25 protein-coding genes are annotated in these 26964 nt (G+C 48.4%); 3 read left to right on the top strand and 22 right to left on the bottom strand.

Translation table 11 applies throughout. The features are described from left to right. The first annotated feature begins 20 nt into the window (after positions 1-20). Positions 21-1199, top strand: a complete 1179-nt coding sequence (locus ACKTS9_RS00330) for an ATP-binding protein (RefSeq protein ID WP_407878257.1) — start codon at positions 21-23, stop codon at positions 1197-1199. A 113-nt stretch (positions 1200-1312) separates the two neighbouring features. Here ACKTS9_RS00330 and ilvC read toward each other — a convergent pair whose 3' ends face one another. From ilvC to ilvB, 3 genes are all read right to left on the bottom strand, one after another. Then, positions 1313-2329 carry a ketol-acid reductoisomerase gene (ilvC, locus tag ACKTS9_RS00325; RefSeq protein WP_349217180.1) on the bottom strand — a complete coding sequence of 339 codons (1017 nt, stop codon included), beginning with the start codon at positions 2327-2329 and terminating at the stop codon, positions 1313-1315. Between the two features lie 65 nt (positions 2330-2394). Next, positions 2395-2898, bottom strand: a complete 504-nt coding sequence (ilvN, locus tag ACKTS9_RS00320) for an acetolactate synthase small subunit (RefSeq protein WP_407878254.1) — start codon at positions 2896-2898, stop codon at positions 2395-2397. A 14-nt stretch (positions 2899-2912) separates the two neighbouring features. Next, the gene (gene ilvB / locus ACKTS9_RS00315; RefSeq protein ID WP_349217182.1) at positions 2913-4574 is read right to left on the bottom strand and encodes a biosynthetic-type acetolactate synthase large subunit; all 1662 of its coding nucleotides are present in this window, start codon (positions 4572-4574) and stop codon (positions 2913-2915) included. Positions 4575-5019: 445 nt separating this feature from the next. Here ilvB and ACKTS9_RS00310 point away from each other — a divergent pair, with 445 nt between their 5' ends. Continuing rightward, positions 5020-7359 (top strand): ATP-dependent DNA helicase, encoded by a 2340-nt coding sequence (locus ACKTS9_RS00310; protein WP_407878252.1) that lies wholly within the window; start codon positions 5020-5022, stop codon positions 7357-7359. A gap of 105 nt (positions 7360-7464) precedes the next feature. Here the strand turns inward: ACKTS9_RS00310 and ACKTS9_RS00305 are convergent, their stop codons facing one another. The 11 genes from ACKTS9_RS00305 to ACKTS9_RS00255 form a co-directional block, all read right to left on the bottom strand. Further along, positions 7465-8685 (bottom strand): peptidase U32 family protein, encoded by a 1221-nt coding sequence (locus tag ACKTS9_RS00305; RefSeq protein WP_407878250.1) that lies wholly within the window; start codon positions 8683-8685, stop codon positions 7465-7467. A gap of 54 nt (positions 8686-8739) precedes the next feature. Then, the gene (gene mltG / locus ACKTS9_RS00300; RefSeq protein WP_349217185.1) at positions 8740-10200 is read right to left on the bottom strand and encodes an endolytic transglycosylase MltG; all 1461 of its coding nucleotides are present in this window, start codon (positions 10198-10200) and stop codon (positions 8740-8742) included. Positions 10201-10222: 22 nt separating this feature from the next. Next, the gene (locus ACKTS9_RS00295; protein ID WP_349217186.1) at positions 10223-10888 is read right to left on the bottom strand and encodes a dTMP kinase; all 666 of its coding nucleotides are present in this window, start codon (positions 10886-10888) and stop codon (positions 10223-10225) included. A 25-nt stretch (positions 10889-10913) separates the two neighbouring features. Beyond that, on the bottom strand, positions 10914-13427 hold the full coding sequence (locus ACKTS9_RS00290) for an ATP-dependent helicase (protein WP_407878246.1): 2514 nt from the start codon (positions 13425-13427) through the stop codon (positions 10914-10916). A gap of 125 nt (positions 13428-13552) precedes the next feature. Further along, on the bottom strand, positions 13553-14743 hold the full coding sequence (locus ACKTS9_RS00285; protein ID WP_349217188.1) for a sodium ion-translocating decarboxylase subunit beta: 1191 nt from the start codon (positions 14741-14743) through the stop codon (positions 13553-13555). Positions 14744-14761: 18 nt separating this feature from the next. Then, positions 14762-15184: an OadG family transporter subunit gene (locus ACKTS9_RS00280; protein ID WP_349217189.1), complete on the bottom strand. Its 423-nt coding sequence runs from the start codon at positions 15182-15184 to the stop codon at positions 14762-14764. A 206-nt stretch (positions 15185-15390) separates the two neighbouring features. Next, positions 15391-15555 carry a hypothetical protein gene (locus tag ACKTS9_RS00275; RefSeq protein WP_407878243.1) on the bottom strand — a complete coding sequence of 55 codons (165 nt, stop codon included), beginning with the start codon at positions 15553-15555 and terminating at the stop codon, positions 15391-15393. Between the two features lie 100 nt (positions 15556-15655). After that, entirely contained in the window at positions 15656-15835 is a 180-nt protein-coding gene (locus tag ACKTS9_RS00270) for a hypothetical protein (RefSeq protein ID WP_349217191.1), read from the bottom strand. A 135-nt stretch (positions 15836-15970) separates the two neighbouring features. Next, entirely contained in the window at positions 15971-17611 is a 1641-nt protein-coding gene (gene groL, locus ACKTS9_RS00265) for a chaperonin GroEL (RefSeq protein WP_349217192.1), read from the bottom strand. 33 nt (positions 17612-17644) lie between these two features. Next, complete coding sequence (gene groES, locus ACKTS9_RS00260; protein ID WP_349217193.1) at positions 17645-17929, bottom strand: co-chaperone GroES; 285 nt, start codon at positions 17927-17929, stop codon at positions 17645-17647. 160 nt (positions 17930-18089) lie between these two features. Continuing rightward, positions 18090-19073 (bottom strand): diacylglycerol/lipid kinase family protein, encoded by a 984-nt coding sequence (locus ACKTS9_RS00255; protein ID WP_407878240.1) that lies wholly within the window; start codon positions 19071-19073, stop codon positions 18090-18092. A 112-nt stretch (positions 19074-19185) separates the two neighbouring features. Between ACKTS9_RS00255 and ACKTS9_RS00250 the strand changes: the two genes are divergently transcribed. Beyond that, a complete protein-coding gene (locus ACKTS9_RS00250) occupies positions 19186-19890 on the top strand; it encodes a DUF421 domain-containing protein (RefSeq protein WP_349217195.1) in 705 nt (234 codons plus the stop codon). Positions 19891-19938: 48 nt separating this feature from the next. Here the strand turns inward: ACKTS9_RS00250 and ACKTS9_RS00245 are convergent, their stop codons facing one another. The 8 genes from ACKTS9_RS00245 to ACKTS9_RS00210 all read right to left on the bottom strand — a co-directional run bounded on the left by ACKTS9_RS00245 (position 19939) and on the right by ACKTS9_RS00210 (position 26962). Further along, positions 19939-20490, bottom strand: coding sequence for a ferritin family protein (locus ACKTS9_RS00245; RefSeq protein WP_349217197.1), 552 nt, complete (start codon positions 20488-20490; stop codon positions 19939-19941). Between the two features lie 94 nt (positions 20491-20584). Beyond that, complete coding sequence (locus ACKTS9_RS00240; protein WP_349217198.1) at positions 20585-21127, bottom strand: Gx transporter family protein; 543 nt, start codon at positions 21125-21127, stop codon at positions 20585-20587. Then, positions 21124-22173: an FAD:protein FMN transferase gene (locus tag ACKTS9_RS00235; RefSeq protein WP_407878237.1), complete on the bottom strand. Its 1050-nt coding sequence runs from the start codon at positions 22171-22173 to the stop codon at positions 21124-21126. Before ACKTS9_RS00235 ends, ACKTS9_RS00240 begins: the two co-directional genes overlap by 4 nt. Before the next feature lie 108 nt (positions 22174-22281). Beyond that, positions 22282-23763, bottom strand: a complete 1482-nt coding sequence (locus ACKTS9_RS00230) for a recombinase family protein (protein ID WP_349217200.1) — start codon at positions 23761-23763, stop codon at positions 22282-22284. 85 nt (positions 23764-23848) lie between these two features. Further along, entirely contained in the window at positions 23849-24025 is a 177-nt protein-coding gene (locus ACKTS9_RS00225) for a hypothetical protein (protein ID WP_205130636.1), read from the bottom strand. Between the two features lie 108 nt (positions 24026-24133). After that, on the bottom strand, positions 24134-24334 hold the full coding sequence (locus ACKTS9_RS00220) for a hypothetical protein (RefSeq protein ID WP_349217201.1): 201 nt from the start codon (positions 24332-24334) through the stop codon (positions 24134-24136). 195 nt (positions 24335-24529) lie between these two features. Next, the gene (locus tag ACKTS9_RS00215) at positions 24530-24952 is read right to left on the bottom strand and encodes a sigma-70 family RNA polymerase sigma factor (protein ID WP_349217202.1); all 423 of its coding nucleotides are present in this window, start codon (positions 24950-24952) and stop codon (positions 24530-24532) included. Positions 24953-25441: 489 nt separating this feature from the next. Continuing rightward, entirely contained in the window at positions 25442-26962 is a 1521-nt protein-coding gene (locus tag ACKTS9_RS00210; RefSeq protein ID WP_407878233.1) for a M56 family metallopeptidase, read from the bottom strand. Positions 26963-26964: the final 2 nt, after the last annotated feature.

Here is a 26964-nt window from a genome sequence, read left to right as displayed (position 1 = left end):
ATTTGAAAAGAGGGTTTTCCATGACCAGTGAAGTGCTTCAAACCAAGCTCCACAGTTTGGTGATTTTCCGAAATCTGCTGCAAAATCCCGTCATTCAAAAACTGGACGTTCTTTTGTGTGCTCCTTCTGAAAACACATTAAAACTGGCTGATGCATACGGAGCGTTTACCGCCGCCTTATTCACACATACAACCGATTGGAGTCAATTCTTGATGGACAGTGTGTTAGAGGATGAAAACCTCTATATTCATGCTTACTGTCAAAACCTTTCGGCCGACAAAGCGCTGCAGGATTGTCTGGACTGGGAACTTGACTTCTTGCAGGAATTATCTCTTTTTTCTCCTGAGCAAGTCCCATTGGAAGACAAACCAGCCCTCTGGTCTACACACGCCATTCCTTTTGCTGCTACCTATCATCAGCGCTTGAAAGATTTGCCGCAGCGCGGCTATGGAATATTTGCCCGCCACCACGTCTTCACCGTCAACAACGGCGAGCTGGTGCCCGTCAAACATCCCGACCCTCAATCACTTGCCCAGCTTTCCGGCTACGAACAGGAACGCAGCCAGGTTATTGCCAACACCCGCGCACTGTTGGCCGGGAAACCCGCCAGCAATGTTCTCCTGTACGGAGATGCCGGGACCGGCAAAAGCAGTACCGTTAAAGCAATCGCCAACGAATTTGCGTCTGAGGGCCTGCGTCTGATCGAAGTAAAAAAAGCTCAATTGTACCAGATCCCGGACATTGTAGAACGATTGAGCCTAAATCCTCTCAAATTTATTCTGTTCATTGACGACCTCAGTTTCTCCTCAAACGACAATGACTTTTCTGCTTTGAAGGCGATTTTGGAAGGAAGCGTTTCAAGCCGGGGTAAAAACCTTGCTATTTACGCTACATCCAACCGCCGTCATCTAATCAAGGAAAGTTTTGCCGATCGGGATGGTGACGAGATTCATCTGGCAGATACCATGCAGGAATTGCTCAGCTTATCTGCACGATTTGGCCTTACTGTTACCTTCTCGCGCCCCGATAAAACACTGTACCAACACATCGTAGAAAATCTTGCCGTGCTGTATGACCTCTCAGTGCCCAAAGACCAACTGCTGGCACAGGCAGAAACCTTTGCTCTTCGTGCCGGCGGCAGAAGCCCGCGCACTGCCAAGCAATTCATTGAACAGCTGAAAGCACGGGAAAACACTTGACCTGAATCCTGACCGCCTGCCCGCTTTCGGGCAGGCGGTCTTTGAATCACCAGGAAACATATAAAGAAACAGGCAGCGGAAGAGAACCGCTGCCTGTTTCTTTTTTGAGTCGCTTATTTGTGCAGCCAGCTCATCATCTTGCGCAGTTCAGCGCCGACACCTTCCACCGGATGCTCCGCCTCGCGACGGCGGGTCGCCAGGAATTTCGCTTTGCGGCCGCCCGCCGAGCTCATTTCCTGCATAAATTCACTGGCAAATGTGCCATCCTGAATTTCGGTGAGAACCTGCTTCATCTCCTTGCGGGTTTCTTCCGTAATCAGGCGCTTGCCGGTACGATAATCGCCATATTCCGCAGTGTTGGAAATGGAATACCGCATTTTGCCGAAGCCGCCCTCGTTGATCAAATCAACGATCAGCTTCATCTCATGGATGCACTCAAAATAAGCCATTTCCGGCTCATAGCCAGCTTCTACCAGCGTGTCAAAGCCGGCATGCATCAGTTCGCATACACCGCCGCACAGAACTGCCTGCTCACCGAACAGGTCCGTCTCTGTCTCCTCACGGAAGCTGGTTTCCAAAATACCTGCACGGCCTGCACCAATACCACAAGCATACGCCAAGGCAATATCTTTTGCCTTTCCGGAATAATCCTGATGTACAGCAATCAGGCTGGGAACGCCTTTGCCCTCCACATACTGGCTACGGACCGTGTGGCCGGGGCCTTTGGGAGCAACCATGATAACATCCAGGTTTTTAGCCGGCTGCACAAAATTGAAATGAATGTTGAAGCCGTGCGCGAACATCAGGACGTTACCCTCTTCCATATAAGGAGCGACCTGCTTGTTGTAAATGTCAGCAGCCAGTTCGTCCGGCACCAGCATCATCACAATGTCGCCAGCCTTTGCAGCCTCTTCAATTTCCATTACTTTGAAGTTCTCGTGAGTCTGTGCGAAGCTTGCCGCCTTGTCCCAGTGGCCGCTGCCTTTGCGCAAGCCGACAACCACGTTTACGCCACTTTCGGCCAGGTTCATGGAATGTGCATGTCCCTGGCTGCCAAAGCCGATTACCGCGACCGTCTTGCCATCCAGCAGACTCAGGTTGCAGTCACTGTCATAGTACTTCTTGATCATAACGCATTACTCCTCTATTTTAATTTTTTTTACCAAAGGGCACGGTTTCCCGTACCGGAAGATACTTATTTCACGCGCGGATGCTTCTGAATCCCGCCGCGCTCCAATGCCGTGACGCCTGTACGGCACATCTCCAAAATTTTGTACGGAGAGAGCACGTCCAGAAACCCGTCGATTTTATCCGGTTCTCCAGTCAATTCCATGACCATGCTTTCCCGAGACAAATCAATAATTTTGGCTTTGTAAATCTCTGCAATCTCACGTACTTCTGTACGGTTTTTTTCATCTGCTTCAATTTTTACAAGCAGCAACTCCCGCAGCAAGCTGTGTGAAGCATCCAAAGAAAAGATCTGCTGTGTCTCTTCCAGACGCGCCGTCTGTTTGATAATCTGCTCCAAAACCTTGGCATCTTCATGGACCACAATCGTAATACGGGACGTCTTCGGGTCATCGGTCGTGGATACGGTCAAGCTGTCAATGTTAAAGCCGCGGCGGCCGAACAGTGAAGCGACGCGTGTCAATACGCCGGAATGGTTGTCTACCAAAATACTCAATACTTCCTTCTGCATCTTACCGCCTCCCTTTAATCCATAATCATGTCTTCGATGGTACCGCCCGCCGGAATCATGGGAAGAACCTTCTCATCTTTGTCAATCACACATTCAATCCATACAGGGCCTTTGCTTTTCAGTGCCTGCTCGAAAGCCTGTGCAAATTCAGCTACGCTTTCGCAGTGATATCCTTTTGCACCAAATCCCTCGGCCAGTTTTACATAATTGGTTTTACGGTGCGGATCGGTGCTGGAATATCGTTTCTCATAGAAAGCAGTCTGCCACTGACGGACCATTCCCAAAACCGTATTGTTAAAGATCACGGTAATAATCGGCAACTCATAACTGACTGCAGTACATGCTTCATTCAGATTCATATGGAAGGAACCGTCACCTGTCAAATGAATCACAGGACGATCGCCTACAGCCAATTTTGCGCCGATTGCCGCACCGTATCCGAAGCCCATGGTCCCCAAACCGCCGCTGGTCAGAAAACTGCGGGGACGAATATGCCGGATATATTGAGCCGCCCACATCTGATGTTGTCCCACATCCGTGACATAAACGGCATCCGGACCCGCCAGTTCACAAATTTTCCCAATCAGCTGGTGCGGAGTGATCCGGGTAGAACTGTTTTTCGGATGATAATCCTGCGCCTGCCAGGATTGCACCAATGCCATCCAGTCGGGATGTTTTGCCGGTTTCACCAAAGGCAGCAACTGCTGGAGGACTTGTTTTACATCTCCCACCAGGCTGTGATCCACTTCCACATTTTTGTTAATTTCACTCGGATCGATATCAATTTGAAGAATCTTGGCCCTCTTGGCAAACTGGTCAGGATTCAATGCAACACGGTCCGAGAAACGTGTTCCAATTGCCAAAACCAAGTCTGCTTCGTTGACTGCCCAGTTGGTTGTTCGATTTCCATGCATTCCCAGAAGGCCCATATTCAGCGGATCACCATATCCAAGTACTCCCGCCGCCATAATGGTATATGCCGCTGGGATTTCCGCCTTGCGGGCAAGTTCCAGCAGTTCTTCGCCAGCCTGAGACGCCGACACACCGCCGCCGAAATAAATCACAGGGCGCTCCGCCGCATTAATCATCTCTGCTGCCTGTTCCAAATCCTTCTGCTCAATATAAGTATGCATCTCCGGAATTTGGGGCTTTTTCGGCACAAATTCCGCCTTGGCCGATGTTACATCCTTCGGGATATCCACCAGTACCGGTCCTTTTCGCCCAGTTTGAGCAATGCGGAATGCATCCCGCAGAATGTCGGCCAACTCGTCTACTTTTCTTACTACAAAATTATGTTTGGTGATCGGCATGGTAATACCGGTAATATAAACCTCCTGAAAACTGTCACGTCCGATCAAAGACGTTCCCACGTTTCCTGTGATCGCCACCATAGGGATGCTGTCCATATACGCCGTGGCAATTCCGGTCACTAAATTTGTGGCGCCCGGTCCGCTGGTGGCCAGAACCACACCGGTCTTACCGGTAGCTCGGGCATATCCATCCGCTGCATGTGCAGCCCCCTGTTCATGCGCCGTCATTACGTGGTGAATCTTATCACGATAATGGTACAGTGAATCATAAAGGTTCAGCACCGCGCCGCCTGGATAACCAAACAGCGTATCTACTCCCTGTTCCACCAAAACTTCTGCAAAAATATCCGCGCCTGTCAATAACATCAGATACGCCCCCCTCTTATAAAATAAAAAAGCCCATGTCTCCTTACAATCAGAGACAAAGGCCGTTAAAGCACTCTGCGGTACCACTCTGCTTGCTGCCTTTCGACAGCCGCTCACTGCGCGCCCAGACACGCGCCCGCCCGATAACGGTGGCATCCGTCTTTCCCTACTAGCTAAAAGCGTTCGACAAAGCTGCTATGGAACGAGATTCACATGGTCTGTATACCGCACTTACACCGCCGGCGGCTCTCTTGAATACAGGTGGACATGCTACTGCTTTCCGTCACTGCATTTGGTGTTATTGTGGTCCATTATAACGAAATGTTGTTCAATTGTCAAACACTTTTTCTGAAAAAGAAAAAGTTTTCTTGCCGCCCCGTTCACCGCATGGTATGCTTAAAGAAAAAGTACGCGCAAATGCGGTTTTCACCTTGGAGATGTAGTCATGGAAGAAGTCAGATTATCTGTTCGGAGCCTTATAGAATTTGTACTGCGCTGCGGCAGTATCGACAGCCGTTTTTCCGGATTTGACCGCGCCAACGAAGGAAGCCTCATTCATCGAAAGCTTCAAAAAGCTGCAGGCCAACAATATCATGCAGAAGTGTTTTTCCGCTCTTCCCGTCAGGTGGACGGAATCCACTATCTGCTGGAAGGGCGGGCCGACGGAGTGATTGAGGAAGAGGAATTTTACGTAGTCGATGAAATTAAAACCACAACCGCACCCACGGAACTTTTGACCGAAGATTTTAATCCCATGCATTGGGCGCAGGCGAAATGCTACGGCACATTCCTTTGCGAGGAAAAGCAGCTGGAAGGTGTTATGATTCAGCTGACTTATTATCAAGTCGACACTTCTGAGATCGTACGTCATCGAAGATATTTTTCCAAAACGCAGCTTCAGGATTTTCTTGCTGATACGCTTCATCTTTATACGCCCTGGGCCAAAATGGAACAACAGTGGCGCATCCAACGCAATGAAAGCTTAAAATCGCTTACTTTTCCGTTTTCTGACTACCGTCCCGGACAATACCGGCTCGCACGTGCCGTCTATCTGACTATTTGCGAAAAAAGCCGTCTGTTCGCTGCCGCACCTACCGGAATCGGAAAGACCATGTCCACTCTGTTTCCCGCATTAAAGGCTCTGGGCGAGGAGCACGGGGAGCGCATTTTTTATCTGACAGCAAAAACCATTACACGGCAAGCAGCAGAAGACGCATTGCACCGCCTGCGTGATCACTCGCCCGGTTTGCACGTCAAAACGCTGACACTCACCGCCAAAGATAAAATCTGTCCCATGGAGAATCGGGAATGCACACCAGAGGCCTGTCATCTTGCCAACGGCTATTACGATCGCATCAACGGCGCACTGTTCCGGTTTCTGTCCTGCGAAGATGCCTTTACAAGAGAAAATATCCTTTCTTTCGCGCAAGAAAACGCACTGTGCCCTTTTGAGCTTGCGCTGGACCTGTCTAACTGGTGCGACTGCATCATCTGCGATTACAATTACCTCTTTGATCCCGTTGTCAGTTTGAAACGCTTTTTTACAGATGGCGGCGACTTTATTTTTCTGGTTGATGAAGCACACAATCTGGTCGATCGCGCCCGAAACATGTACTCTGCCCGCTTATGCAAATCCGACTTTTGGGAAGCCAAAAAAGCGCTGGGAAAAGGCGGTGGAAAACTGAAAAGCGCACTTTTAAAACTGAATCGTGAGTGGATTTCTTTGCGCCAGCAAATTCAGGAAAGCGAGGAGCGTTTTCTCCTTTGCAAGGAAGGCAAAGTGGAAATTGCCCGTGCTCTTCCCGCATTCTCTTCCGCCGCAGATGAATGGCTGGAAGAACATCGGGAAGGCGCATTGCACGACACAATTTTGCAGCTGTATTTTGATGTCCGCTTTTTCTTAAAAATTTGGGAACTTTACGATGAACACTTCACTTCTCTGCTGACACTCTCGGGGACAGAAATATCTCTGGAACTTCTGTGCCTCGATCCATCAACTTTTTTGGATGAATCTATGAAGCTGGGACGAGCCAGTATTCTGTTCAGCGCAACGTTGACACCAGTCGACTATTTTATACAGACACTGGGAGGTGGAGACGATTCCAAACGAATCCTTCTGGAAAGTCCTTTCCCCAAGGAAAATCTTTGCCTTTTGAGCGCCGATTCCATCAGCACCAAATACACGGACCGGCACGCAAGCATAGATGCAGTTTGTGAAATGATTGCGACCTGTGCAGAGGCACATCGGGGAAACTACTTTATCTTCTTCCCATCTCACCGCTATCTGGCAGATGTGCGTGAACGATTCCAGTCACTTTTTCCTCATTTAAATGTTATTGCACAACAGCCTTCCATGGAAGAAAGCGAAAAAGAAGCCTTCCTTTCGCATTTTACAGCGGAAAGCTCTTTTCTCGGTTTTTGCGTTCTGGGCGGTATTTTTTCTGAGGGAATCGATTTGCCGGGGAAACGACTGGTCGGCTGTGTAATTGTTGGAGTCGGGCTCCCACAGATTGGGGCTCGGCAAGATGCTCTCCGGCTTTACTATGAAGAAACCTTGGGCGAAGGATTTGCATATGCGTATCAATATCCCGGTATGAACAAAGTTTTGCAAGCCGCCGGACGCGTTATTCGAACGGAAACAGACCGCGGCGTTCTTCTTTTGATCGATACGCGCTATCGAACTTCCAACTATCGCAAACTTTTCCCATCGCACTGGTTTGAAATGCAGTCAATCCACTCAAAAGAAGCATTAAAGGAAGCACTGAATCGCTTTTGGAGCCTCTGACAAGTCAACCGCTTTACACAACGCTTTGCCCGCAAGCGCATGTAAAGCCAGTTGCCATTACACCAAAAAAACAGGACGCACAACGGAATGTGTGCGTCCTGTTTTTTATGTCGCTATCTTTCTGCGCAAAATGGAATACGTTGGAATCTGAATGGCAGACGGAATGGAAAAACGCATCATTGCATGTGGAGTGGAATCAATTTCCTGTCCTTCCTGATCGCAAATCCAATCCGGACAAAATCTGACCACATCACCAGAGGGGGTCAGCGCTTCCAGCGGGTCGCCCAAATTCCATTTCCCGCGCTGTGTGCAAAAAGCCGTTCCATCTTTCCAGTCATCTACCACGGCTACTACTTCCCAATCACGAATATACCCGCCGGCCTTCACATTTTGTATGGCGTCTTCCTTTCCAAAATAGAAGCCCGGGGAATATCGCCGATGAGAAATCTTTGTCAGTTCTTCCAGCACTTCTTCCGGACATACAAACTCCTGCGGACTTCTCAAATAAGCATCCAAGGCCTTTCGGTAAGCTGCTGTGGTACTGGCTACATAATAGAACGTCTTCGCCCTTCCTTCGATTTTCAGGCTGTCAACCCCCGCCTCACAAATCAAATCCAAAAACGGCGCCGTACATAAATCATCTGCATTTAAAATGTAACTGCCCTCTTCCGTTTCCCCAATGGGGAAATGGCGATCCGGTCGGTGTTCTTCCACGAGATTCCACGCCCAACGGCAAGGCTGTGTACACTCTCCCCGGTTGGCATCTCTGCCCGTAAGATAGTGAGATAAGAGACATCGACCGGAATAAGACATGCACATGGCCCCATGCACAAAAGCCTCCAATTCCAATTTTTCCGGTGTATGATCCCGAATGACCGCAATTTCCTGCAAAGACAATTCCCGCGCCAAAACAACACGCTTTGCCCCCAGCTCATAGGCCATATTCGCCGCCATGTAATTGGAGATGCCCACTTGAGTAGACAAATGAATCTCTACATCGGGAGCATATTTTTTTACGATTGCCAATACACCCAAGTCCGCCACAATGAACGCATCGATGCCCGTAGACGCCGCCTGACGAACAAAATCAGGCATCCGCGCGACCTCTTCATTGGTCGGCACGGTGTTCAGCGTGAGATAGACCCGGCATCCATGTTCGTGGGCAAATAAAACACCGTCACGCATTTGATCGACGGTAAAGTTTTTCGGCGCACTACGCATTCCAAATTCCGTCGCACCGATGTAAACAGCATCCGCGCCGTATCGAACCGCAAAGCGCAGACGCTCCAAATCACCTGCCGGACTCAACAATTCCGGTTTATTCAAAACTCTCAGTCCTTCCACATAAAAAGCGGCGCTTCAAAGCGCCGCTTTTGTTTTTTAGCCGGGCATCGTGCCTTCCGCTTTTTGCTTGTCCACTTGTGCCTGATGCTCTTCAGCGGTCTTATTAAAATAGTAGTTCCCCAATGTGTCCGTTACAAAGAAATAATAATCACCATAATACGGACTCTCCGCATATTTCAAAGTATTGGTCATCGCCTCCAGGCCAGGGTTGGAAATCGGGCCGGCCGGAAGCCCCGCCACATTGTATGTGTCGTAATTGTCGATGATATTTTGCGGAATATTATCCCATCCGCCGTAATACGGTGCAATGGTATTGTTGATATAGTTGTTGTCATTGTCGTTTTTAATATAACTGGCACAGTTACTTTCCAAACGCGGTACAGGAGAATTCTCAGCCAATCTGTTCATAAAGACCGCAGCCACATCTGCCTGATGTTCGGCTCCGCCCGCTTCTTCCTGCACAATCGATGCCAGCGTTACAAACTCAGACAACGTGAATCCCATTTCATCCACTTTCTGGTACATTTCCTCAGTGAACTTTTTGTCGAATTCTCCGTAAATTTTGGCCACCATGTTATATACATCGTCGCCCACGAAGAAATCATACGTATCCGGGAACAAATAGCCTTCACAAGCCATAAACTGATTCGGATTTTCGTCACGTTTGTTCCAGAACGTAAATTGACTGAAATCTCCGTTATTGGCTACATCCAAAAATTCCTCTGCCGTGCACAGGCCCGCCTCTTCCATCCGCTGTGCAAACTGAACAGCCGGGATTCCTTCCGGGAATGTCACACGCACCGTATCCCGATTATCCTGGGGCTGCTGTAAAACCTCCAAAATCTCATCATAAGTCATATCGGAGCTCAGCTCAAAACTGCCATACTGCAAAGCAGGTGCGACGCCTTCCAACTTGACATACAGCCGGAAAATCTGTGCAGATTGAATGATGCCAGCTTCCTCAAGCGCTTGCCCGATGGTCAACGGGCCGGCCCCCTGCTCTACCTCTACCGTTGCTTTTTCAATGACCTGTCCCCGGCTTCCATTCAGTTCCCGCAAAACAAGTGTTCCACCCAAGCCAATCGCCGCAAAAATAATCACCAAAAGCAGGAGCAGCACAATAAAACAGCCACGCCCTTTCTTCTTTTTCTTCTTGGGCGGTTCATCTTCGTACTCTTCCGGCTCCTCCGGCGAATCTTCTTGCGTCTGCCATTGCTCCTGCACTTGAGGCTCCGGCTGCAGCGGTTCTTTCTTCGGTTCCGAAGAGGCCTGACTCACCTTTCCTTTCGCACGTACTTGCTGTGCAAGCTCGTAAAGTTTTTCATCATATGCCTGCTTCTGTTCCGGCGTAAGGCGATCCAGTCTATGCCGAAGCTCCTGAATCTTTTCCGCATATTCTTTTTGCTGCTCCGCCGGGAGCTGAGCCAGCGCAATATATACCTGCGCAAGCTTTTCCACATACTCCTGCTCTTTCGGAGACAAACGCTTTTCGTCCATTTTGCACCTCTGTTCTCAGATTTCAATCAACTTGCTTTACCAAAGTTTGGATATCTTTCTGAATCTCCTCTTTTGCACGCATCTCTCCATTTTGAGAGCATTGAATCCGTTTCCATCCAAGTGTTTTCACACAATATTGTGCCGCAGCACGGCTATGTTCCAGGTAATGCAAATTCTGCTCGTGAATATCTTTTTTCTTTTCATCGCCGCCGTACCGTTTCGTGAGCAATTTTTGTGATACATCCGGATCCACATCCAGATAGATCACCTGATCCGGTTTGGGAATTCCGATTTTATTATATTCAAAATCGAACAGCCAGTAAAGATATTCGTCCCATTGTTCTTTCGGCAGTTTTGCGCACTGATGAACCGCATTGGAAGTAGTATAGCGATCCGCCAGAACGATTCCACCATTCTGATAAAAATCCCACCAGTTCATGCGATAGCTCGCATAACGGTCTACCGCATAGAAACTGGAAGCGGCATATGCGTTTACGCTTTCAGCGTCTGTTCCAAAATCCCCCGCCAGATACATTTTGACAAGCGAACTGGAGGGGCTTTCATAGTCCGGGAACGTAACTTTTTTTACTGCATATCCCTCTTGTGTCAGTGCATTCCACAAAAGTTCTGTTTGGGTCGCCTTGCCGCTCCCGTCAAGTCCTTCCAGAACAATCAGTTTTCCTCTCACTTTTTTCGCCCCTTCTCCGGCTTCTTCAAACTTTTTTCAGCGGTGCATAATTCGCCATGGTCTTTTTCACGCCAGCCTTTTCAAAGCGAATCTCCACAATGGTATCTCCGGCCACGGGCGTGATCTTCTGCACCACTCCGCGACCAAACACCTTGTGCTCCACAAGATCGCCCACTCGGAAATTCTTATCTCCATCTCTCGAAGGCACCTGTTGCTGCGGACGTGCTGCAACACTGCCCGCCTGAATGGCCGAACCGGCCTGAATCCCGGAAGTCAATCTCGTTCCGGTTTGCCGCGGTTTGATCGTAATATTGACGCCTGTCGAATTGGCAGGTACACGATTATACTCACGATTCAGATATACTCCGGAATTATTGGAAGGATAACCGCCTCTTGCATCGCTTTGATAACGCTGCCGCACCATTTGCATCTGCCGTGCAACCGGGCTTTGCTCCACCGTAAGAAGGTCAGGATCAATCTCATCCAAAAAGCGTGAATGCTTATTTCGCTTGGTTTGGCCAAACATCATACGCGAATTAGCGCTGGAAAGATACAGCTCTTTGCGCGCACGCGTAATTCCCACATAGCACAACCGCCGTTCCTCTTCCAAATCCTCATTGGAATAGCGGCTCATTTCGCTTGGGAAAATTCCCTCTTCAAGGCCGACGATGAACACATAATCAAATTCCAGCCCTTTAGCTGCGTGCATTGTCATCAAAACGACCACATCGGCCTGATCATCATAGCTGTCAATATCGCTGATCAGCGCAACCTCTTCCAGGAACCCTTCCAGAGAAGCTTCCGGACCCCGCTGATCAGCATATGTTTTCACACTGGAAACCAGCTGGCCAATATTTTCCAGACGTGTCTGACCTTCCTCGCCCGCCAATTCCAACATGGCCCGATACCCTGTAATGTCCAGCAGTTCTGTTACAAAGGCATCCAACGGCAGAGTTTCATATACTTTTATCAGCTGTTCGTAAATACCGTAAAACTTCTGCAAAGCGCCGACCGCGCGCCCAAGAGCGGGGTATTCACCGCAATGCTCGATAACATCCAACATCGGTATTCCCAGCCCGCTTGCAATATCCGCCGCATTCTGAACAGTAGTCGCTCCAATTTTTCTTGCCGGCTCGTTAATGATTCGGCGAAGGCGCAAATCATCCTGTCGATTGGCAACAACGGCCATGTACGCAATAATATCTTTGATTTCCTTGCGGTCATAAAAGCGCTGCCCGCCTACAATTTTATACGGAATGCCCGCACGGGCAAAATAGGTCTCAATCGGTCCTGACTGCGCATTCATACGGTACAGAATAGCATGGTCGCGCAGTTTGGCTCCTTTGCGAAGATTCTGGCCGATTACCGTAGCAACGTGGGCTGCTTCCTCCATTTCAGAATCTGCTTCATAATAAAGGATCTTATCGCCCTGGCCATTGTCTGTCCACAGAGTTTTGCCTTTTCTCGCCTGGTTATTCTGAATAACACAGTTCGCCGCATCCAAAATTGTGGAAGTGGAGCGATAGTTCTGTTCCAGACGTATCACCTTTGCGCCCTGAAAATGCTCTTCGAAATTCAGAATATTTTCAATGGTAGCGCCACGGAAACGATAAATACTTTGGTCATCATCTCCTACCACGCACACATTGCGATGTGCGCCTGCCAAAAGATACACCAACTGGAATTGAGCTACACTGGTATCCTGGTATTCGTCCACCAGCACATATTGATAGCGCGACTGATAAAATTCCCGCACGTCTTCGCACTCCTGAAGCAGACGAACGGTTTGATAAATCAAGTCGTCAAAATCCATGGCACCAGCATGAAGCAGCCGCTTCTGATAGGCATCATAGATCTTGGCAATCAAGCCTGCGCGCGTATCGGCCGGAGCCGCCAATGCCTGTTTTGGACTGATCATTTTATCTTTCAAGCGCCCGATATTTGACATTGCCGCTTTTATTGGAATAAATTTATCATCCACATTCAGCGATTTATAGACCTCTTTCATCGCCCGCTGCTGATCGTCCGTATCATAGATGGTAAAACTTTTGGGATAACCCAGCCGTTCAGCATCACGCCGCAAAATTCGAACACATGCTGAATGAAAGGTGGATGCATGAACATCCTGTCCGGCTTCTCCAAGCATACTGGACAGTCGATTTTTTAATTCGCCCGCCGCCTTATTGGTAAAGGTAATCGCCAGTATATGATAAGGCCATACGGGCCGCTCAGCCAGAAGCGGAGCCAGCTCCGGAGATGGAGTACCTTTTTCACGGAGCAATAGTTCCAGTTCATCCACCAGCTCCTGAGACACTCCAAAAGGCGCCTTCTCTGTCTGATAGGCGTTTCCGAAACGAATCAAATTGGCAATTCGATTGACCAGAACGGTGGTCTTTCCGCTTCCGGCACCAGCCAAAATCAACAAAGGCCCTTGCGTATAAAAAACGGCCTGCTTTTGAACATCATTCAATTTTCCAAACTGAGATGCAATATAGTTTCTTCGCAATTCTAAAAACTTATTATCCAACGATTGACTCATGAAGTTCCCCTAGCTGATAAATTTTATCTGTTCACTCAAAACACGTACAGTATACCATAAATGCATTATAAAAGAAAGAAAAGCTGCTCCTTTTTGGAGCAGCTTTTCAAAAAATTCCTTCTGAATCAGATGCAGCCTTTCAGCATGTTGATCAGGATACCAGCAGCTACCGCACTGCCGATAACACCAGCCACGTTCGGGCCCATCGCATGCATCAGCAGGAAGTTCTGCGGATTTTCTTTCTGACCGACTTTCTGAGAAACACGCGCAGCCATCGGAACGGCCGAAACACCTGCAGAACCAATCAGCGGGTTCACCTGACCTTTGGTAACCCAGCACATTACACGTCCCAGCAGAACGCCGCCAGCTGTACCAAAGCAGAACGCAAGCAAGCCCAGCGCAATGATATAAGCCGTCTGCAAATTGAAGAAAGTATCTGCGCTGGTCGTGCAACCGACCGATACGCCCAAGAAAATCGTAATGATATTCATCAGTTCGTTTCCAGCGGTCTTATTGATACGATCCACAACGCCAGACTCTTTCATCAGGTTACCCAGCATCAGCATACCTACCAGAGGTACAGCCGTAGGCAGAATCAGACAAATGATGATCGTGCAGATAATCGGGAACAGAATCTTCTCCGTTTTGGAAACTGTACGGAGCTGTTTCATAACGACCTGGCGTTCTTTCTTTGTCGTCAAGGCCTTCATGATAGGAGGCTGAATAATGGGCACGAGCGCCATATAACTGTACGCTGCTACCGCAATCGCGCCCAGCAGATGCGGAGCCAGCTGGCTGGTAACAAAAATAGCCGTAGGACCGTCGGCGCCGCCGATGATACCGATGGAAGCCGCCTCGGGACCAGTAAAGCCCAAGAACTTTGCGCCAATATAAGTAGTGAAGATACCCAGCTGTGCCGCAGCACCCAAAAGCAAACTCTTCGGGTTGGAAATCAACGGACCAAAGTCCGTCATGGTACCAATGCCCAAGAAAATCAGCGGCGGATAAATTCCAAGCTTAACGCCCAAATAGAGCATATCCGCCAAACCGCCTTCGTTCAAGACGCTCACAAAATCCGGGTGACCGGACTCCGTCAGGAAGAATTCCATGTGGATAATGTCGCCAAACGGAAGGTTTGCAAGCAGCATACCAAAGGCAATGGGCAAAAGAAGCAACGGTTCAAATTGTTTTACAATCGCCAAATACAACAACACACAGGCGATGATAATCATAATGAGATAACCGGGGTTCTGGAAAATCCCCATGAAACCCGATTCACTCGCAATTCCAGTAACAGCGTCTAAAAAGCCTTGCATGTTTCACACTCCCCTCAGTTAAAACGGATCGGTATAAGAAGCAACACCGGCCTGAGCCCATGCATTCCGTCCCGTTTTTACACGTTTCAGCGAGCGCAGCGTATAACGGTTTCCGCCGTCCATGCACGCAATGGAAGCTACGATAGCTGCCACAACCTCGCCGGGAATTCCTGCTTCCACAACCGGAGCTTTCACAGCCGGCTGCACTGCAGGAGCCTTGGGCGCCGGAGCAGCATTCTGCGCTTTCGCAGCCTGAACCTTTTCTGCTTTCTTCTTATCGATTGAAGAAAAGATAACGCCTTCCAGTGTAATGATCAGGTACAACAAAATCAACACACCAAAGACAAGCACCAGACCTGTTACGACTACAACACCCAAAGACGGTTCGCCCTCCAGGTTGTTCATCGCCGCCGCAACGGTCAGGAATGGAGCAAAGTCCATAAAACTACCTCCCTGTTTTTTCACGATATCTTTTTATATTATAGTGGAAAACTCCCTCACTTGCAACCGTATTTTTTCATTCTTGTTAAAAAAATCGCAATATTTTTTCTCTTTAAACTTCTTTTTCTTCTATCCACAAAAAACTGCGGAACACATGTCCTTTCAGAATGTTCCGCAGTTTATTTTCTCTTCTTTTCTCTTGGTGTTCATTTCTTGATTTGTGTGAATTTTAAACAAACCTGTGCAATTTTTTCAGGGGCAGCCTGTTGAGAAGCACTCCATTCCCGCTTTTTCATTTCACCATGCAACTCAAACAGCAGATCCTCCTCTTCACAAAGAATTTTCATCAACTTATCTTTTTTGAATCGCACATGGCCGCATTTTCTTCATAACAACTCGAAAGCGCTTTTTGAAAGCTTGCAATTTCAGATATACGATTTTTTTCTTTCCCGTCACACATCATCTTCTCTCCTATTCCTGCAGTTCCTTCAATAGTTCCAGATAATGTTCTCTGTGTCTCTGCGCCATATCCTCGTACAGTTCCTTCAAGGCCAAATCTGCCGAATCGCGCGCGCCCTCTTTACAAATGTCAATGATCCCCGCTTCTCTGGTTAACAAATCCGTCAATCCCTCAAGTTCACTTATCGTCATGGAATAACCACCCACTACTGTTTTTTCTACTATTCCCCTTTCAGCAAAACATTATACATATAAATAAAAAGGGACCTGCGGGAGAATCTCCCGCAGATCCCTTTTTTAATACGATTGTACCATTCAGGCAACAAATTAATACATGCCGCCCATACCGCCCATGCCTGCGCCCGCAGCAGCCGCAGCAGCGGCCGGCTCTTCCGGCTCATCTGCCACAAGGCTCTCCGTGGTCAGCACCATGGAAGCAACGCTCGCTGCGTTCTCCAAAGCAGAACGAGTCACCTTAGTCGGGTCAACAATACCCGCAGCAATCATATCGCCATATTCCTCAGTCTGCGCATTGAAGCCATAATTGACCTTGCCAGAAGACACGATTTTATCGATGATCACGCTGCCTTCCAAGCCAGCATTCTCAGCGATCTGACGCAGAGGAGCTTCCAGCGCCTTACGCACAATCTTGGCACCAGTGCGCTGATCTCCATCCAGGCTCTCGATCACCTTATCTACAGCAGGAATTGCGTTGATCGGGGCTGTACCGCCGCCGGCTACAATTCCTTCTTCCACAGCTGCCTTTGCAGCGTTCAGCGCATCTTCAATGCGAAGCTTCTTGTCTTTCATCTCTACTTCTGTAGCAGCACCAACTTTGATAACCGCCACACCGCCGGACAGTTTCGCCAGACGCTCCTGCAGTTTCTCTTTGTCGAAATCGCTGGTGGTAACATCCATCTGCGCACGAATCTGTGCAATGCGAGCCGCAACAGCTTCTTTATCGCCCATACCATCCACAATAGTGGTATACTCCTTCGTCACTTTGACCTGACGAGCACGGCCCAGCATCTCCATAGAAGCATCTTTCAGCTCATAGCCCAGCTCTTCGCTGACAACTGTACCGCCGGTAAGGATTGCGATATCCTGCAGCATTTCTTTGCGGCGATCACCAAAGCCAGGCGCTTTCACAGCCACAACGGTAAAGGTACCGCGCAAACGGTTTACAATCAAAGTGGACAGCGCTTCGCCTTCCACATCCTCTGCGACAATCAGCAGCTTTTTGCCGGACTGAACAATCTGTTCCAGCAGCGGCAGGATGTCCTGAATCACACTGATCTTTTTATCCGTGATGAGCACATAAGCATCATCCAGAACAGCTTCCATGCGCTCGGTATCGGTGACCATGTACGGTGTGATATAACCACGGTCAAACTGCATACCTTTTACGACCTCGGAATAAGTCTCAGCCGTTTTGCTTTCCTCAATGGTAATCACGCCATCCGCAGAAACCTTCTCCATCGCTTCCGCGATCAGGTTACCAATGTTCTCGTCACCAGCAGAAACCGTTGCCACGCGAGCAATATCCGCGGTGCCGTTCATGGTCTTGCTGTTGGCCTTAAACGCTTCCACTGCTGCGGAAACAGCTTTCTGCATGCCGCGCTTAACATCCATGGGATTTGCGCCAGCTGCAACATTCTTCATTCCTTCTGTCACCAGAGCCTGCGCCAGAACAGTGGCTGTGGTCGTACCATCACCTGCTGCGTCATTTGTTTTGGTTGCCACTTCACGAACCAGCTGTGCACCCATGTTCTCAAAAGCATCTTTCAGCTCGATTTCTTTTGCAATCGTCACACCGTCATTGGTGATTACCGGGGCGCCAAATTTCTTGCCCAGAACCACATTGCGACCCTTGGGGCCAAGCGTGATTTTGACGGTATCTGCCAATTTATCAATACCAGCGCTGAGCGCTTTGCGGGCCTCTTCGCCCATCAGTAACTGTTTTGCCATGTCAATCGACTCCTTTTTTTGTTCAAACTATAATTATTCGCACACAGCGAGAATATCAGACTGACGAACGATCACGCACTCTTCGCCATCCACTTTGACTTCAGTGCCAGCGTATTTAGCAATCAGGACTTTATCGCCAGGCTTCACTGTCATCGTCACATCATGGCCATCCACCATGCCGCCCGGGCCTACAGCAATCACTTCACATACCTGGGGCTTCTCCTTTGCTGCACCCGTCAAAATAATACCACTCTTCGTGGTTTCCTCTGCTTCAACATTTTTAATGACCACACGGTCAGCAAGAGGTCTGATCTTCATTGCAATTTCCCCCTGAACTCAAATTTTGTTATTTCTTAGCACTCTATTATCTTGAGTGCTAAACATATTTTACCCCATTTTACGGAAAAATCAAGAGGGGAAAATAAAAAATTTTTATGAACAAACACAAAAGACTGCCAGATCTCTCTGGCAGTCTTCTTTAATGCACAAAAAGCGTTTGTCCCTTTTGTTTATTCTGTGTCCAAGAATCATAAACAGGCAGCGGCAAAACAAAGCGTACAGCTCCCGGCATCACCCACGCATCCAATCGCTCTGCCGGCCCACATTCACCGTCGATGTTCACAATGGTATTTTTTTCGTCGACGGGTATAATATGGACTTCTTGGGCATGAAAACAATACAACACATCGCGCAGATCCGGGCACACCGTGCCATCTTCGGCAATATGCGCACCCGCCTTATATTTGGCCAGAACGCTTGCAATCCGCAGCCGACTCATTTTCCGCACCAATACAACTTCCAAAACGCCGTCCTGCAAATCCGCCTTCGGGGCGGCGCAATATCCGCCGCCATAGTAGGAGCCATTACAGATGGTTGCAATCAGGAACTGATCGCAAAACACTTTTCCGTCAATTTCAACGCGCAACTTCTGTCCCAGAGGTCGACACAGGTTTTCCAAAATGGAAAGGTTGTATGCCATAGTCCCGCCACACAACGGAATCCGTCGATATTTTGGAATATTATAAGCCACCTTTGCATCGATTCCCACAGAGCAAATCGCAGCGGAAATCCCTGTTTGTGTACGCATCAAATCCACCGAAATGGCATGACCGTTTATCTGATTTTCCAAGTTTAAAAAATCTTGCGGCTTTCCAAAATTCCGAACATAATCATTTCCCGACCCGCACGGAATACTGGCCACCTCGGCTTCATGATTTCCGGAACGCAACACCCCTTCCAGCACTTCGTTCAGGGTTCCATCTCCGCCGCAGGCATACAGCCGCACAGGATCGCCAGCCTGTGCGTACGCTTGCGCCAGCTGAACCGCATGCCGATGAGCCTGCGTCATTTCAACCCGATAGGAAATGTTGCATTTTTTTGCCTGTTCAATAATTTGCGGAACCAAATACAAACTTGCATCCGCTTTTCCCGATATCGGATTCACAATAAAAACATGTTCCAAGACATCACACCTTTTCCTTGCGTATCTGCTCTTATCATACTTTATTTTTGCTTCGGATACAAATATTTTTTATGCGTATACTATGTTTATCATGTTCGAAAGGAGTTGCCCCATGGAATTTGTTTCCATCATTTTTACAACACTAGGTTCGCTGATAAGCATGTTTCTTTTAACAAAGTTGATGGGACAGCGCCAAGTGAGCCAAATGAGTATGTTTGACTATGTAAACGGCATCACCATCGGCTCCATTGCCGCTGAATTTGCCACCAGTTTGGGCGGCGACTTTCTAAAGCCCTTGATTGCAATGATTATTTATGCTCTGGCTGCTTTGGCTATCGCCGTAGGGAGTTGCAAATCTATGGCACTGCGAAAATTTTTTAATGGAAAACCGCTTGTTTTATTTGAAAACGGGAAAATCTACGAAAAAAATCTTTCCGCCGCAAAAATGGATATCAACGAATTTCTCATGCAATGTCGTATCGGCGGATATTTTGACCTGAACGACTTAGCTTGTGCGATTCTGGAAACCAACGGAGAAATCAGTCTGCTTCCTCAAGTCAAGAAACGACCGGTGACACCGGAAGACCTTAATCTGACTCCCATGCAGGAATACCCACCTGTCAGCTTGATCATTGACGGCGTCCTTTTGAAAGAGAATCTCAAGTATGCCGGAAAAGATGAACAATGGCTCCAAAAAGCATTGAATGCACAACACGTTAAGCAAAAGGATATTTTCTTCGCCACTTGCAATCGTCAAAATAAATTAACAGTATACCCACGTACTGAAAAACACATCCAACACGATATTTTTGAATAACACAAAAAAGTGGGTGCGATCGCACCCACTTTTCATTATTTAAAAAACTTATTTGCCAAAATAGCGGTTCAGCAGACCAGCGAAAGCCTTGCCGTGGCGAGCCTCGTCACGAGCCATCTCGTGAACAGTGTCATGGATAGCGTCCAAGCCCAGTTCTTTCGCTTTCTTAGCCAGAGCAGTCTTGCCGGCAGTCGCACCGTTCTCCGCTTCTACACGCATCTCCAGGTTTTTCTTCGTAGAATCGGTCACAACTTCGCCCAACAGCTCAGCAAACTTGGCAGCATGCTCCGCCTCCTCATAAGCGGCTTTCTCCCAGTACAGGCCAATCTCGGGATAACCCTCGCGATGTGCCACACGAGCCATCGCCAGATACATACCAACCTCGCTGCACTCGCCGTTAAAGTTGTCACGCAGGCCCTGCAGGATCTCGGGATCCACACCCTGCGCCACGCCGACCACATGCTCGGCAGCCCAGGTCATGTCACCTTTCTGCTCCTGAAATTTAGAAGCCGGAGCTTTGCAGATGGGGCAAGTGAAATCAGCGGGCAGGCTCTCGCCTTCATAAACATAACCACAAACGGTGCATACAAATTTAGACATATTCATTTCCTCCATAAAAAATATTTTTCATTTAACTTCCTGAAGCATTTCTGCTGTACTTACTATAGCACTCCAAATTATTAATGTCAAGTATCTATTGAGATTTTTTCTCAATAATATCACAATTTATTTTTTCGAGCGCCGGAAGCAAGGCTTTCAGACTCAGCGAGGTAAGCGATCCCATCACCAAACCGGAAATGAGCAAAACCGGAAGATAGTAAAATGTATAAACAGAACGGGTCAGCAAAAGATTGACAAGGCACAATTGCCCCACATTATGTGCAATCGCGCCACTGACAGATAAAATAAAATACGAATTGCCGCCCGCTACTCTTCTTGCAAGCAACATGACGAAAAGAGCAGCCATCCCACCGCACACACTGAGCGCTCCCGCCACAATGCCACGAGTGATTAAGACAAAAAAAGCTTTCAGCCCCACCAATGTAGCCGCCTGAGATGCTCCCAGAAAAAACAGGGCATACATTACAACAATATTGGCAAGACCCGGTTTCACTCCAGGCGGCAGTCCCAACAAAGGTGTTAGCATTCCCTCTACGAGCGAAAGCACAATAGCCAACGCAAACAACATTCCCACGAGTGCAACCCGATACGCTTTCCCTGTTCTTCCCTTTTTCATTCCACGTACACCACCTGATAATCATCCGTGAGTAGCTCCAAGGAATCTCGAAAAACAGACGAAACATACAACGTTCCCTCTTCATCCAAGAGAATAGCTGAAATGCCTTTTTGCATGTATTCCAGTGCCTTATCCCGTCCCATTGCAAAGAGCGCGGTCGAATAGAAATCGGCCTCTGCACCGTTTTCCATCAGAACCCCTACAGATAGAAGATCACTCTGAACCGGCCATCCAGTCTGCGGATCCAAAATATGCTGGTAGCGTACACCATCCTGTTCAAAAAAACGTTCATATCCGCCGGAAGTAGAAAAAACTGCATTCTGAAGCGAAAAAGAGAGCAACGCACTGCTCTGGTCACCAGCCGGATCGCGAAATCCGATTCGGAATGCCGTCCCATCCGGCTTGGTACCTCTTGCATAAATCGTACTTCCGCCCAGATTCAGCAAAGCGTTTTCCACTTTCATCTCATCGTAGATGGCCGCCGCAGCGTCACATGCAGCACCTTTGGCGATTCCGCCCAAATCCACCGCCTGGCCTTTCTTTTCCAGCACGCCTTGTCCGTCACGCAATATTAAAGCCTGGTCATCCACCAATGGCAAAAGTTCATCGATTTCTTCCTGCGTCGGCACTCTCGGGGAATCTGTTGTGATTCCCCAGGCAAGAGTGAGTGGCGCAATGGTAATTGCAAATGCATCTGGCGCTTGTGCACTCAGCGTCTTAGCCTGCTCCAAAAGCTGATACGTTTCAGAAGACAGTTTCACAAACGATTCTCCTGCTGCTGCATTCAGCCGCGCAATATCACTGGTTTCTTCGTACAAAGATAATTCGCTTTCCATGGATGCGATCCGGTCGGTTACCTGCTGGATCGCCTCTTTCGCACGCGGCCCATACACGTTCTGCTGCATCACGGTATCCATCACAAATGTGGTAGATGACTCCGAACGAGTTTCATAATAGCGGTAAATCCACCACAAGGCCAAAAGGGCCACAACAAGCAATGCCACTCCCACTCTGGCTGCATCAAAAAAATTTTTTCTTTGTTTCATATTCACTCGCTGTTCTTTCATCCAATTGATAAAATGATTGTAAAAGCGATTTCTGCTTCTGTCAAGCAAACTATTTTTTACAAAGGCATAATGCCAAGTGAAAAGGTTTTAGATCTTCCAGTGGATTGTAACACTCTCGCTGGTAGCGTCAATTTGTGATATGAGAATATCAACCACCTTGCGCTTATCGTCAAAGCTCACGGACTCCCAATCATCCAGATAGCCCGTGATGCTGTCAATCTGTGAAGCGGAAACGGAATTAGCGGTGAGATCAGCCACCAGCTTTAGCTGCTTTTGACGTTCCGCGTCCAGTTCCTCAATACGGTTATTTGCGTATTGCAGGAGCAGCGGGTTTGCCCCGGACAAAGTGTCCAGAAGTTTCTCGATCTCGCTCTCTGTCTTTGCAAGGGCAACACGGGCGGCGGTCAGCTTCGGATTATAGCTTTGTTCCTTTCCGCCTTTCAGCGTGTGGAATTTCTGCATCTTCTTAACCATCTCGCCGTACACAAACGCCTCCATGTTTTGCGCTGTCAGCGTACCGGCCCCCTCACAGCTCCCATTTTCCGCCCGCTGTTTGCACCGCAGGTAGGTAACGCCATTTTGGGCTCTCAGAGCAGCCAGCGCATAGCCGCAGCGCCCGCACTTGATTTTCCCGGCCAGCCATGTATTATGGCATTTGCGGCCATTCTGGAAAGAGGTGTTCTGTGACAGCTTGCGCTGAACAGTCAGCCAGAGCTGGGAAGAAATGCGCCCCTGGTGCGGGGCAATCACAAGGATTTGCTCCTCGCCCTCGCGCCCTTGATAGAGATAGCAGCTATTGTCCCCTGTGAACATTTCCGCGGGACTTTCGATTTTTACGCCCTGGGCCTTGAAATATTCGTAGATGTCCATATCAGCCTGGACATAAACGGGATTTCTCAGCAGTTTGGAGATAAAGGCCCGTTGCAGCGCCTTGTCATAGACCTTGATGGAGTGTTTGACAAAGTACCGGGTTATATCGCCGTAGGAATTGCCTGGCTCCGCATACATTTGAAACATGAGCTCGGCAAAATCCATTTCCGCATTTTCCACCAGCTTCTTTGTCTTGATCCCGTCCATAACAATGGGCTCGGTATCAAAGCCGTATGGCGTCCGCCCCCGCATATAGTAACCTTTGGCACACCGGGAATAGAAAGCGTCCTGCACACGCATCTGGATGCTCTCACGTTCAAGCTGTGCAAAGACAATGCAGATATTGAGCATCGCCCGGCCCATCGGGGTGGAAGTATCAAATTTTTCCGTACAGGAAACAAACTCCACATCGTATTGCTTGAACAGCTCCATGAGCTTTGCAAAGTCTACAATGGAACGGCTGATCCGATCCAGCTTGTAGACAATCACCCGCTTAATCAGGCCAAGCCGGATGTCCTGCAAAAGCCGCTGGAAGTCGGGGCGCTCAATGTTCTTGCCGGAATACCCTTTATCTTTGTATTCCTTACCCTCACCGCCTTTTAACTCATATCGGCAAAATTCAAATTGACTTTCAATGCTGATACTGTCCTTTTTGTCAATCGACTGCCGCCCGTAAATTGCATCAATTCTATTATCCATAATTAGCTCCCTTTCTGTTCGTTGGGAGCCAACCTACAAGTATATTATACCTCTGCCGCCCCCCTACAACAAGGATGACTCCGGCCTACCCCCGCTGCCCGGCATACTTGCGGAACACGTCAAACAGCCGCTGCTCAATCTCGCGATTGTGCTTTTCAAGCTCCTGCGGGGAAAAAACGGGGGTGAGATTTTTGACGGTGATCGTCCGATCTCCGAGAACAGCCGTTTTGATTTCACTTTTATATTTGACCTGCGCCTGCATAAAATCCCTCCCATACAATGATAAAATGTGTTGAAACATAGCAAAGGCCAGCACCGCGAAGTGCTGGCCTTTGGCCGGATATGTACCTCTGGACACTTTGTCCAGAAGTCAGTAAGGGCTTTCCTCAAAGTGCTGCTGGGCCTCTTCCAGACTGCAGATGTCGAAAACCTCATAGAGCTCCGCCACCACGCGCCGGATGTCGTTGGGAGAAAACCCGCAGTTCTCCATCGCGTAGATGACGTAGCCACGGCAGGCATTGTTGCTCCACGGCTGGGACAGCATAGCAGCCAACATAGGATCATAGTCCATTCTGTTATCCCTCACTTTCATAAATGGCGGGGAGCGCCGCGCTCATTTTCTTGCCCCGTCATAAGACAGCCATACTCGGCGGCGGCGCTCCCCCACAAAGGGGGGCGGCGACCTGTGGCCCCCGCGCCTCCTTTGCGGAGAGAAAACCTCCTCTCACATACCACCAGAAAAAGAGGGGTGAATGGAGATGGTAACTTAGAAATTTTCCTGCAAATATTTTTTCATGCGGTCAATCCCGCATTTCACGGAGCAGCGGACGGCGCTCTTGTCCACTCCCTCCTCGCGGGCGATCTGACGGTAACTCTTTCCCAGGATCAAATGAGCGTCCACGCGGCGACCCTGGATTTCCGGCAAGGAGTTGAGGGCGTTCCACAGCCGGAAGAACAGCTCCTTGCGATCCATAAGTTCCTGGGGGCTGGGCTCGTGCAGGCAGGCGGAGTATTCGAGCCCATCGTCACAATCCAGGGAATAATAAGCCTTGTTGTAGCGCACCCGTTCCGCATGGGCGGCCTCGCGCCGCTTACTGGCCATGAGTTCCTCGGCTACCTCGTCAGGCACCTCCACCAGCTCGTCCGTTAAGTACCAATAATAAAAATCTTTCAGATTGATCGTTGTCATAGCTTGTCCTCCATTTTGTTTCGGTTGATGTGTTGAGCGGAAACAAAATGGGGAGCTGGCGGGGAGCGGCACCCTGGGGAGCCGCCCCGCACCTCTGGACAAAGTGTCCAGAGGTCGGACAAACAAAATGCGCCTGCGTGACACAAGGCCACGCAAGCGCATGAAATGACAAATTCATTTATGTACTGCCAAATTTCGCATCCACCGCCGGACTGATCCTGTTGGGCGTATGGACTTTTTTTGACAGGTTAGGTGGTTGGAAAATGAAAAAGGACACAGCAAAACCTCCCGGACGCCGCCGTATCCTTAAAAAAGGGCGACTTTAACACACCCTCCGTATTCTCATTTTTCAAAAAGAAAACGGCGGCCTTGATTTCTCAAAACCGCCGTTAGGCTACTGTATTATATCAGGGCGCATGGATGACCAGCCGCCGAAACAACGGTTTTTTTTATTTCCGCTATTTGGGCAGGCCCTTATAAATCAATTAACTATTGCAAATCATTGATTAAATTTTCGGCATATTCCTTGGTCATATTTCCAAGTCTGATTTGTTCATCACAATAATCTTGAACCGCAGTTAAGCGTTCTTCTTCCGTGGCGAAACTTCCCAAATTGATTTCTTGCCCCTTTTGGTCAATGATCGTTGTAGTATATGTCACATCCACATCAGAATTAAGGTTATTGATAGTTATACTGAAGTTAGGATCATTTACGCCGTCAATAGTTCGCGATACTAATGCTCCATTTTTTATTGCTTCCAATTCCTCCTCGGCTTGAGCAATGCACTGATCGACCGTTTCCTGTGTCCATTCTACCCATTCGCCTTTTACGTTCTTATATTTTACACCGATAAGGCTTTGCCATACGGGTATCTGCTCTTCTAAATATTCCTTGTATTCTTCATAAGTCCAATAAACAATATCTAGCTGGGGATATAACTCGTTATATTTTTCTTCGGAAATCCAAGTTTCCCCATTATCTACACTGTGTTCGGTGCCGTTTCCCAAATTTCTGGTATAACCTACGAATTGAGCTGTATCAGTATTTTCATGATTTACATCGCTGCTGGCAAAGGCAGTTGTGGCACCAACCACTAGAACTAAAGCCAACGCACAAGTGATGATAGAAGTCTTTTTGAATTTCATAATTGCTTCAATCCTTTCTGAAATTGCATTTTTTCCGAAATGACTGTACAAAGCGGACATACCGCTTCTCCTTTCCTCCATTTTAATTAACATTAGCGCATAGGAGGAACGGTTTTTTGCACCCATCATACGGATAACCCAGGCATCGCACGACAATTCCACGTCCCGATTGGCAAGGACATACAATACCCAAGCCAGCGGATTAAACCAATGGATACAAAGCACAGCAGCAAAGAGAAGTTTTGTAATTGCGTCAAAGCGCCGAATGTGGACATATTCATGGGTCAGTACATACTTCAATGCCGCCTGGTCATTTCGGTCAAGTTTTTTGGGTAATAGGATCACCGGATGCAGGATGCCATAGGTTAGGGGAGAAGAAATCAAATCAGAGCTTCGTGCCTCAATGGAGCGAGTAATCTGGTGTGTAGTCAACCACTCGCGGATATACGGCGTATTGTCAGGGATAGACATTCTAAATTTCCGCATACTCCGCAGATAGGAGATGGAGAAGTAGAGTGCCAACAGCAAGACGCCAACTAACCAAAGTATTTCAAAGGCGGAAATGGGCTCTGTTGTAGGATTTGGAACAGCTGTACCTACATCATAAGATGGCAGGTTCTTTCCCGGCAAAGGAGAACCTATATTGCCAGAGGGCAATTCTTGAACTATACCAGAAAAAATATCAAGGCCGATATGGATGTTGAACGGCAGCGGGATGGAGAATGGCAGAAGCAACCGCAGAGCAGCAATCAACCACAAAATTAAAAAGGTTGTTTTTGGCAAACGATGGATCGCCAATGCCCGGACAACCACGATGAATAAGATCAATACTCCTCCGCCCAAGCTCATTTGAAATAGGCTCATGT

Source organism: Owariibacterium komagatae (assembly GCF_045865535.1).
In the GTDB taxonomy this organism is placed as follows: domain Bacteria; phylum Bacillota; class Clostridia; order Oscillospirales; family Ruminococcaceae; genus Ruthenibacterium; species Ruthenibacterium komagatae.
The sequence above is the reverse complement of the archived record's forward strand: the minus strand, read 5'-3'. Positions and strand labels throughout refer to the sequence as shown.

Coding starts and splice junctions, on each gene's coding strand:
- ACKTS9_RS00330 (WP_407878257.1), top strand. CDS start 21: ATGACCAGTGAAGTGCTTCAAACCAAGCTCCACAGTTTGGTGATTTTC.
- ilvC (WP_349217180.1), bottom strand. CDS start 2,329: ATGATCAAGAAGTACTATGACAGTGACTGCAACCTGAGTCTGCTGGAT.
- ilvN (WP_407878254.1), bottom strand. CDS start 2,898: ATGCAGAAGGAAGTATTGAGTATTTTGGTAGACAACCATTCCGGCGTA.
- ilvB (WP_349217182.1), bottom strand. CDS start 4,574: ATGTTATTGACAGGCGCGGATATTTTTGCAGAAGTTTTGGTGGAACAG.
- ACKTS9_RS00310 (WP_407878252.1), top strand. CDS start 5,020: ATGGAAGAAGTCAGATTATCTGTTCGGAGCCTTATAGAATTTGTACTG.
- mltG (WP_349217185.1), bottom strand. CDS start 10,200: ATGGACGAAAAGCGTTTGTCTCCGAAAGAGCAGGAGTATGTGGAAAAG.
- ACKTS9_RS00290 (WP_407878246.1), bottom strand. CDS start 13,427: ATGAGTCAATCGTTGGATAATAAGTTTTTAGAATTGCGAAGAAACTAT.
- ACKTS9_RS00285 (WP_349217188.1), bottom strand. CDS start 14,743: ATGCAAGGCTTTTTAGACGCTGTTACTGGAATTGCGAGTGAATCGGGT.
- ACKTS9_RS00280 (WP_349217189.1), bottom strand. CDS start 15,184: ATGGACTTTGCTCCATTCCTGACCGTTGCGGCGGCGATGAACAACCTG.
- ACKTS9_RS00270 (WP_349217191.1), bottom strand. CDS start 15,835: ATGACGATAAGTGAACTTGAGGGATTGACGGATTTGTTAACCAGAGAA.
- groL (WP_349217192.1), bottom strand. CDS start 17,611: ATGGCAAAACAGTTACTGATGGGCGAAGAGGCCCGCAAAGCGCTCAGC.
- groES (WP_349217193.1), bottom strand. CDS start 17,929: ATGAAGATCAGACCTCTTGCTGACCGTGTGGTCATTAAAAATGTTGAA.
- ACKTS9_RS00250 (WP_349217195.1), top strand. CDS start 19,186: ATGGAATTTGTTTCCATCATTTTTACAACACTAGGTTCGCTGATAAGC.
- ACKTS9_RS00245 (WP_349217197.1), bottom strand. CDS start 20,490: ATGTCTAAATTTGTATGCACCGTTTGTGGTTATGTTTATGAAGGCGAG.
- ACKTS9_RS00240 (WP_349217198.1), bottom strand. CDS start 21,127: ATGAAAAAGGGAAGAACAGGGAAAGCGTATCGGGTTGCACTCGTGGGA.
- ACKTS9_RS00235 (WP_407878237.1), bottom strand. CDS start 22,173: ATGAAACAAAGAAAAAATTTTTTTGATGCAGCCAGAGTGGGAGTGGCA.
- ACKTS9_RS00230 (WP_349217200.1), bottom strand. CDS start 23,763: ATGGATAATAGAATTGATGCAATTTACGGGCGGCAGTCGATTGACAAA.
- ACKTS9_RS00225 (WP_205130636.1), bottom strand. CDS start 24,025: ATGCAGGCGCAGGTCAAATATAAAAGTGAAATCAAAACGGCTGTTCTC.
- ACKTS9_RS00220 (WP_349217201.1), bottom strand. CDS start 24,334: ATGGACTATGATCCTATGTTGGCTGCTATGCTGTCCCAGCCGTGGAGC.
- ACKTS9_RS00215 (WP_349217202.1), bottom strand. CDS start 24,952: ATGACAACGATCAATCTGAAAGATTTTTATTATTGGTACTTAACGGAC.
- ACKTS9_RS00210 (WP_407878233.1), bottom strand. CDS start 26,962: ATGAGCCTATTTCAAATGAGCTTGGGCGGAGGAGTATTGATCTTATTC.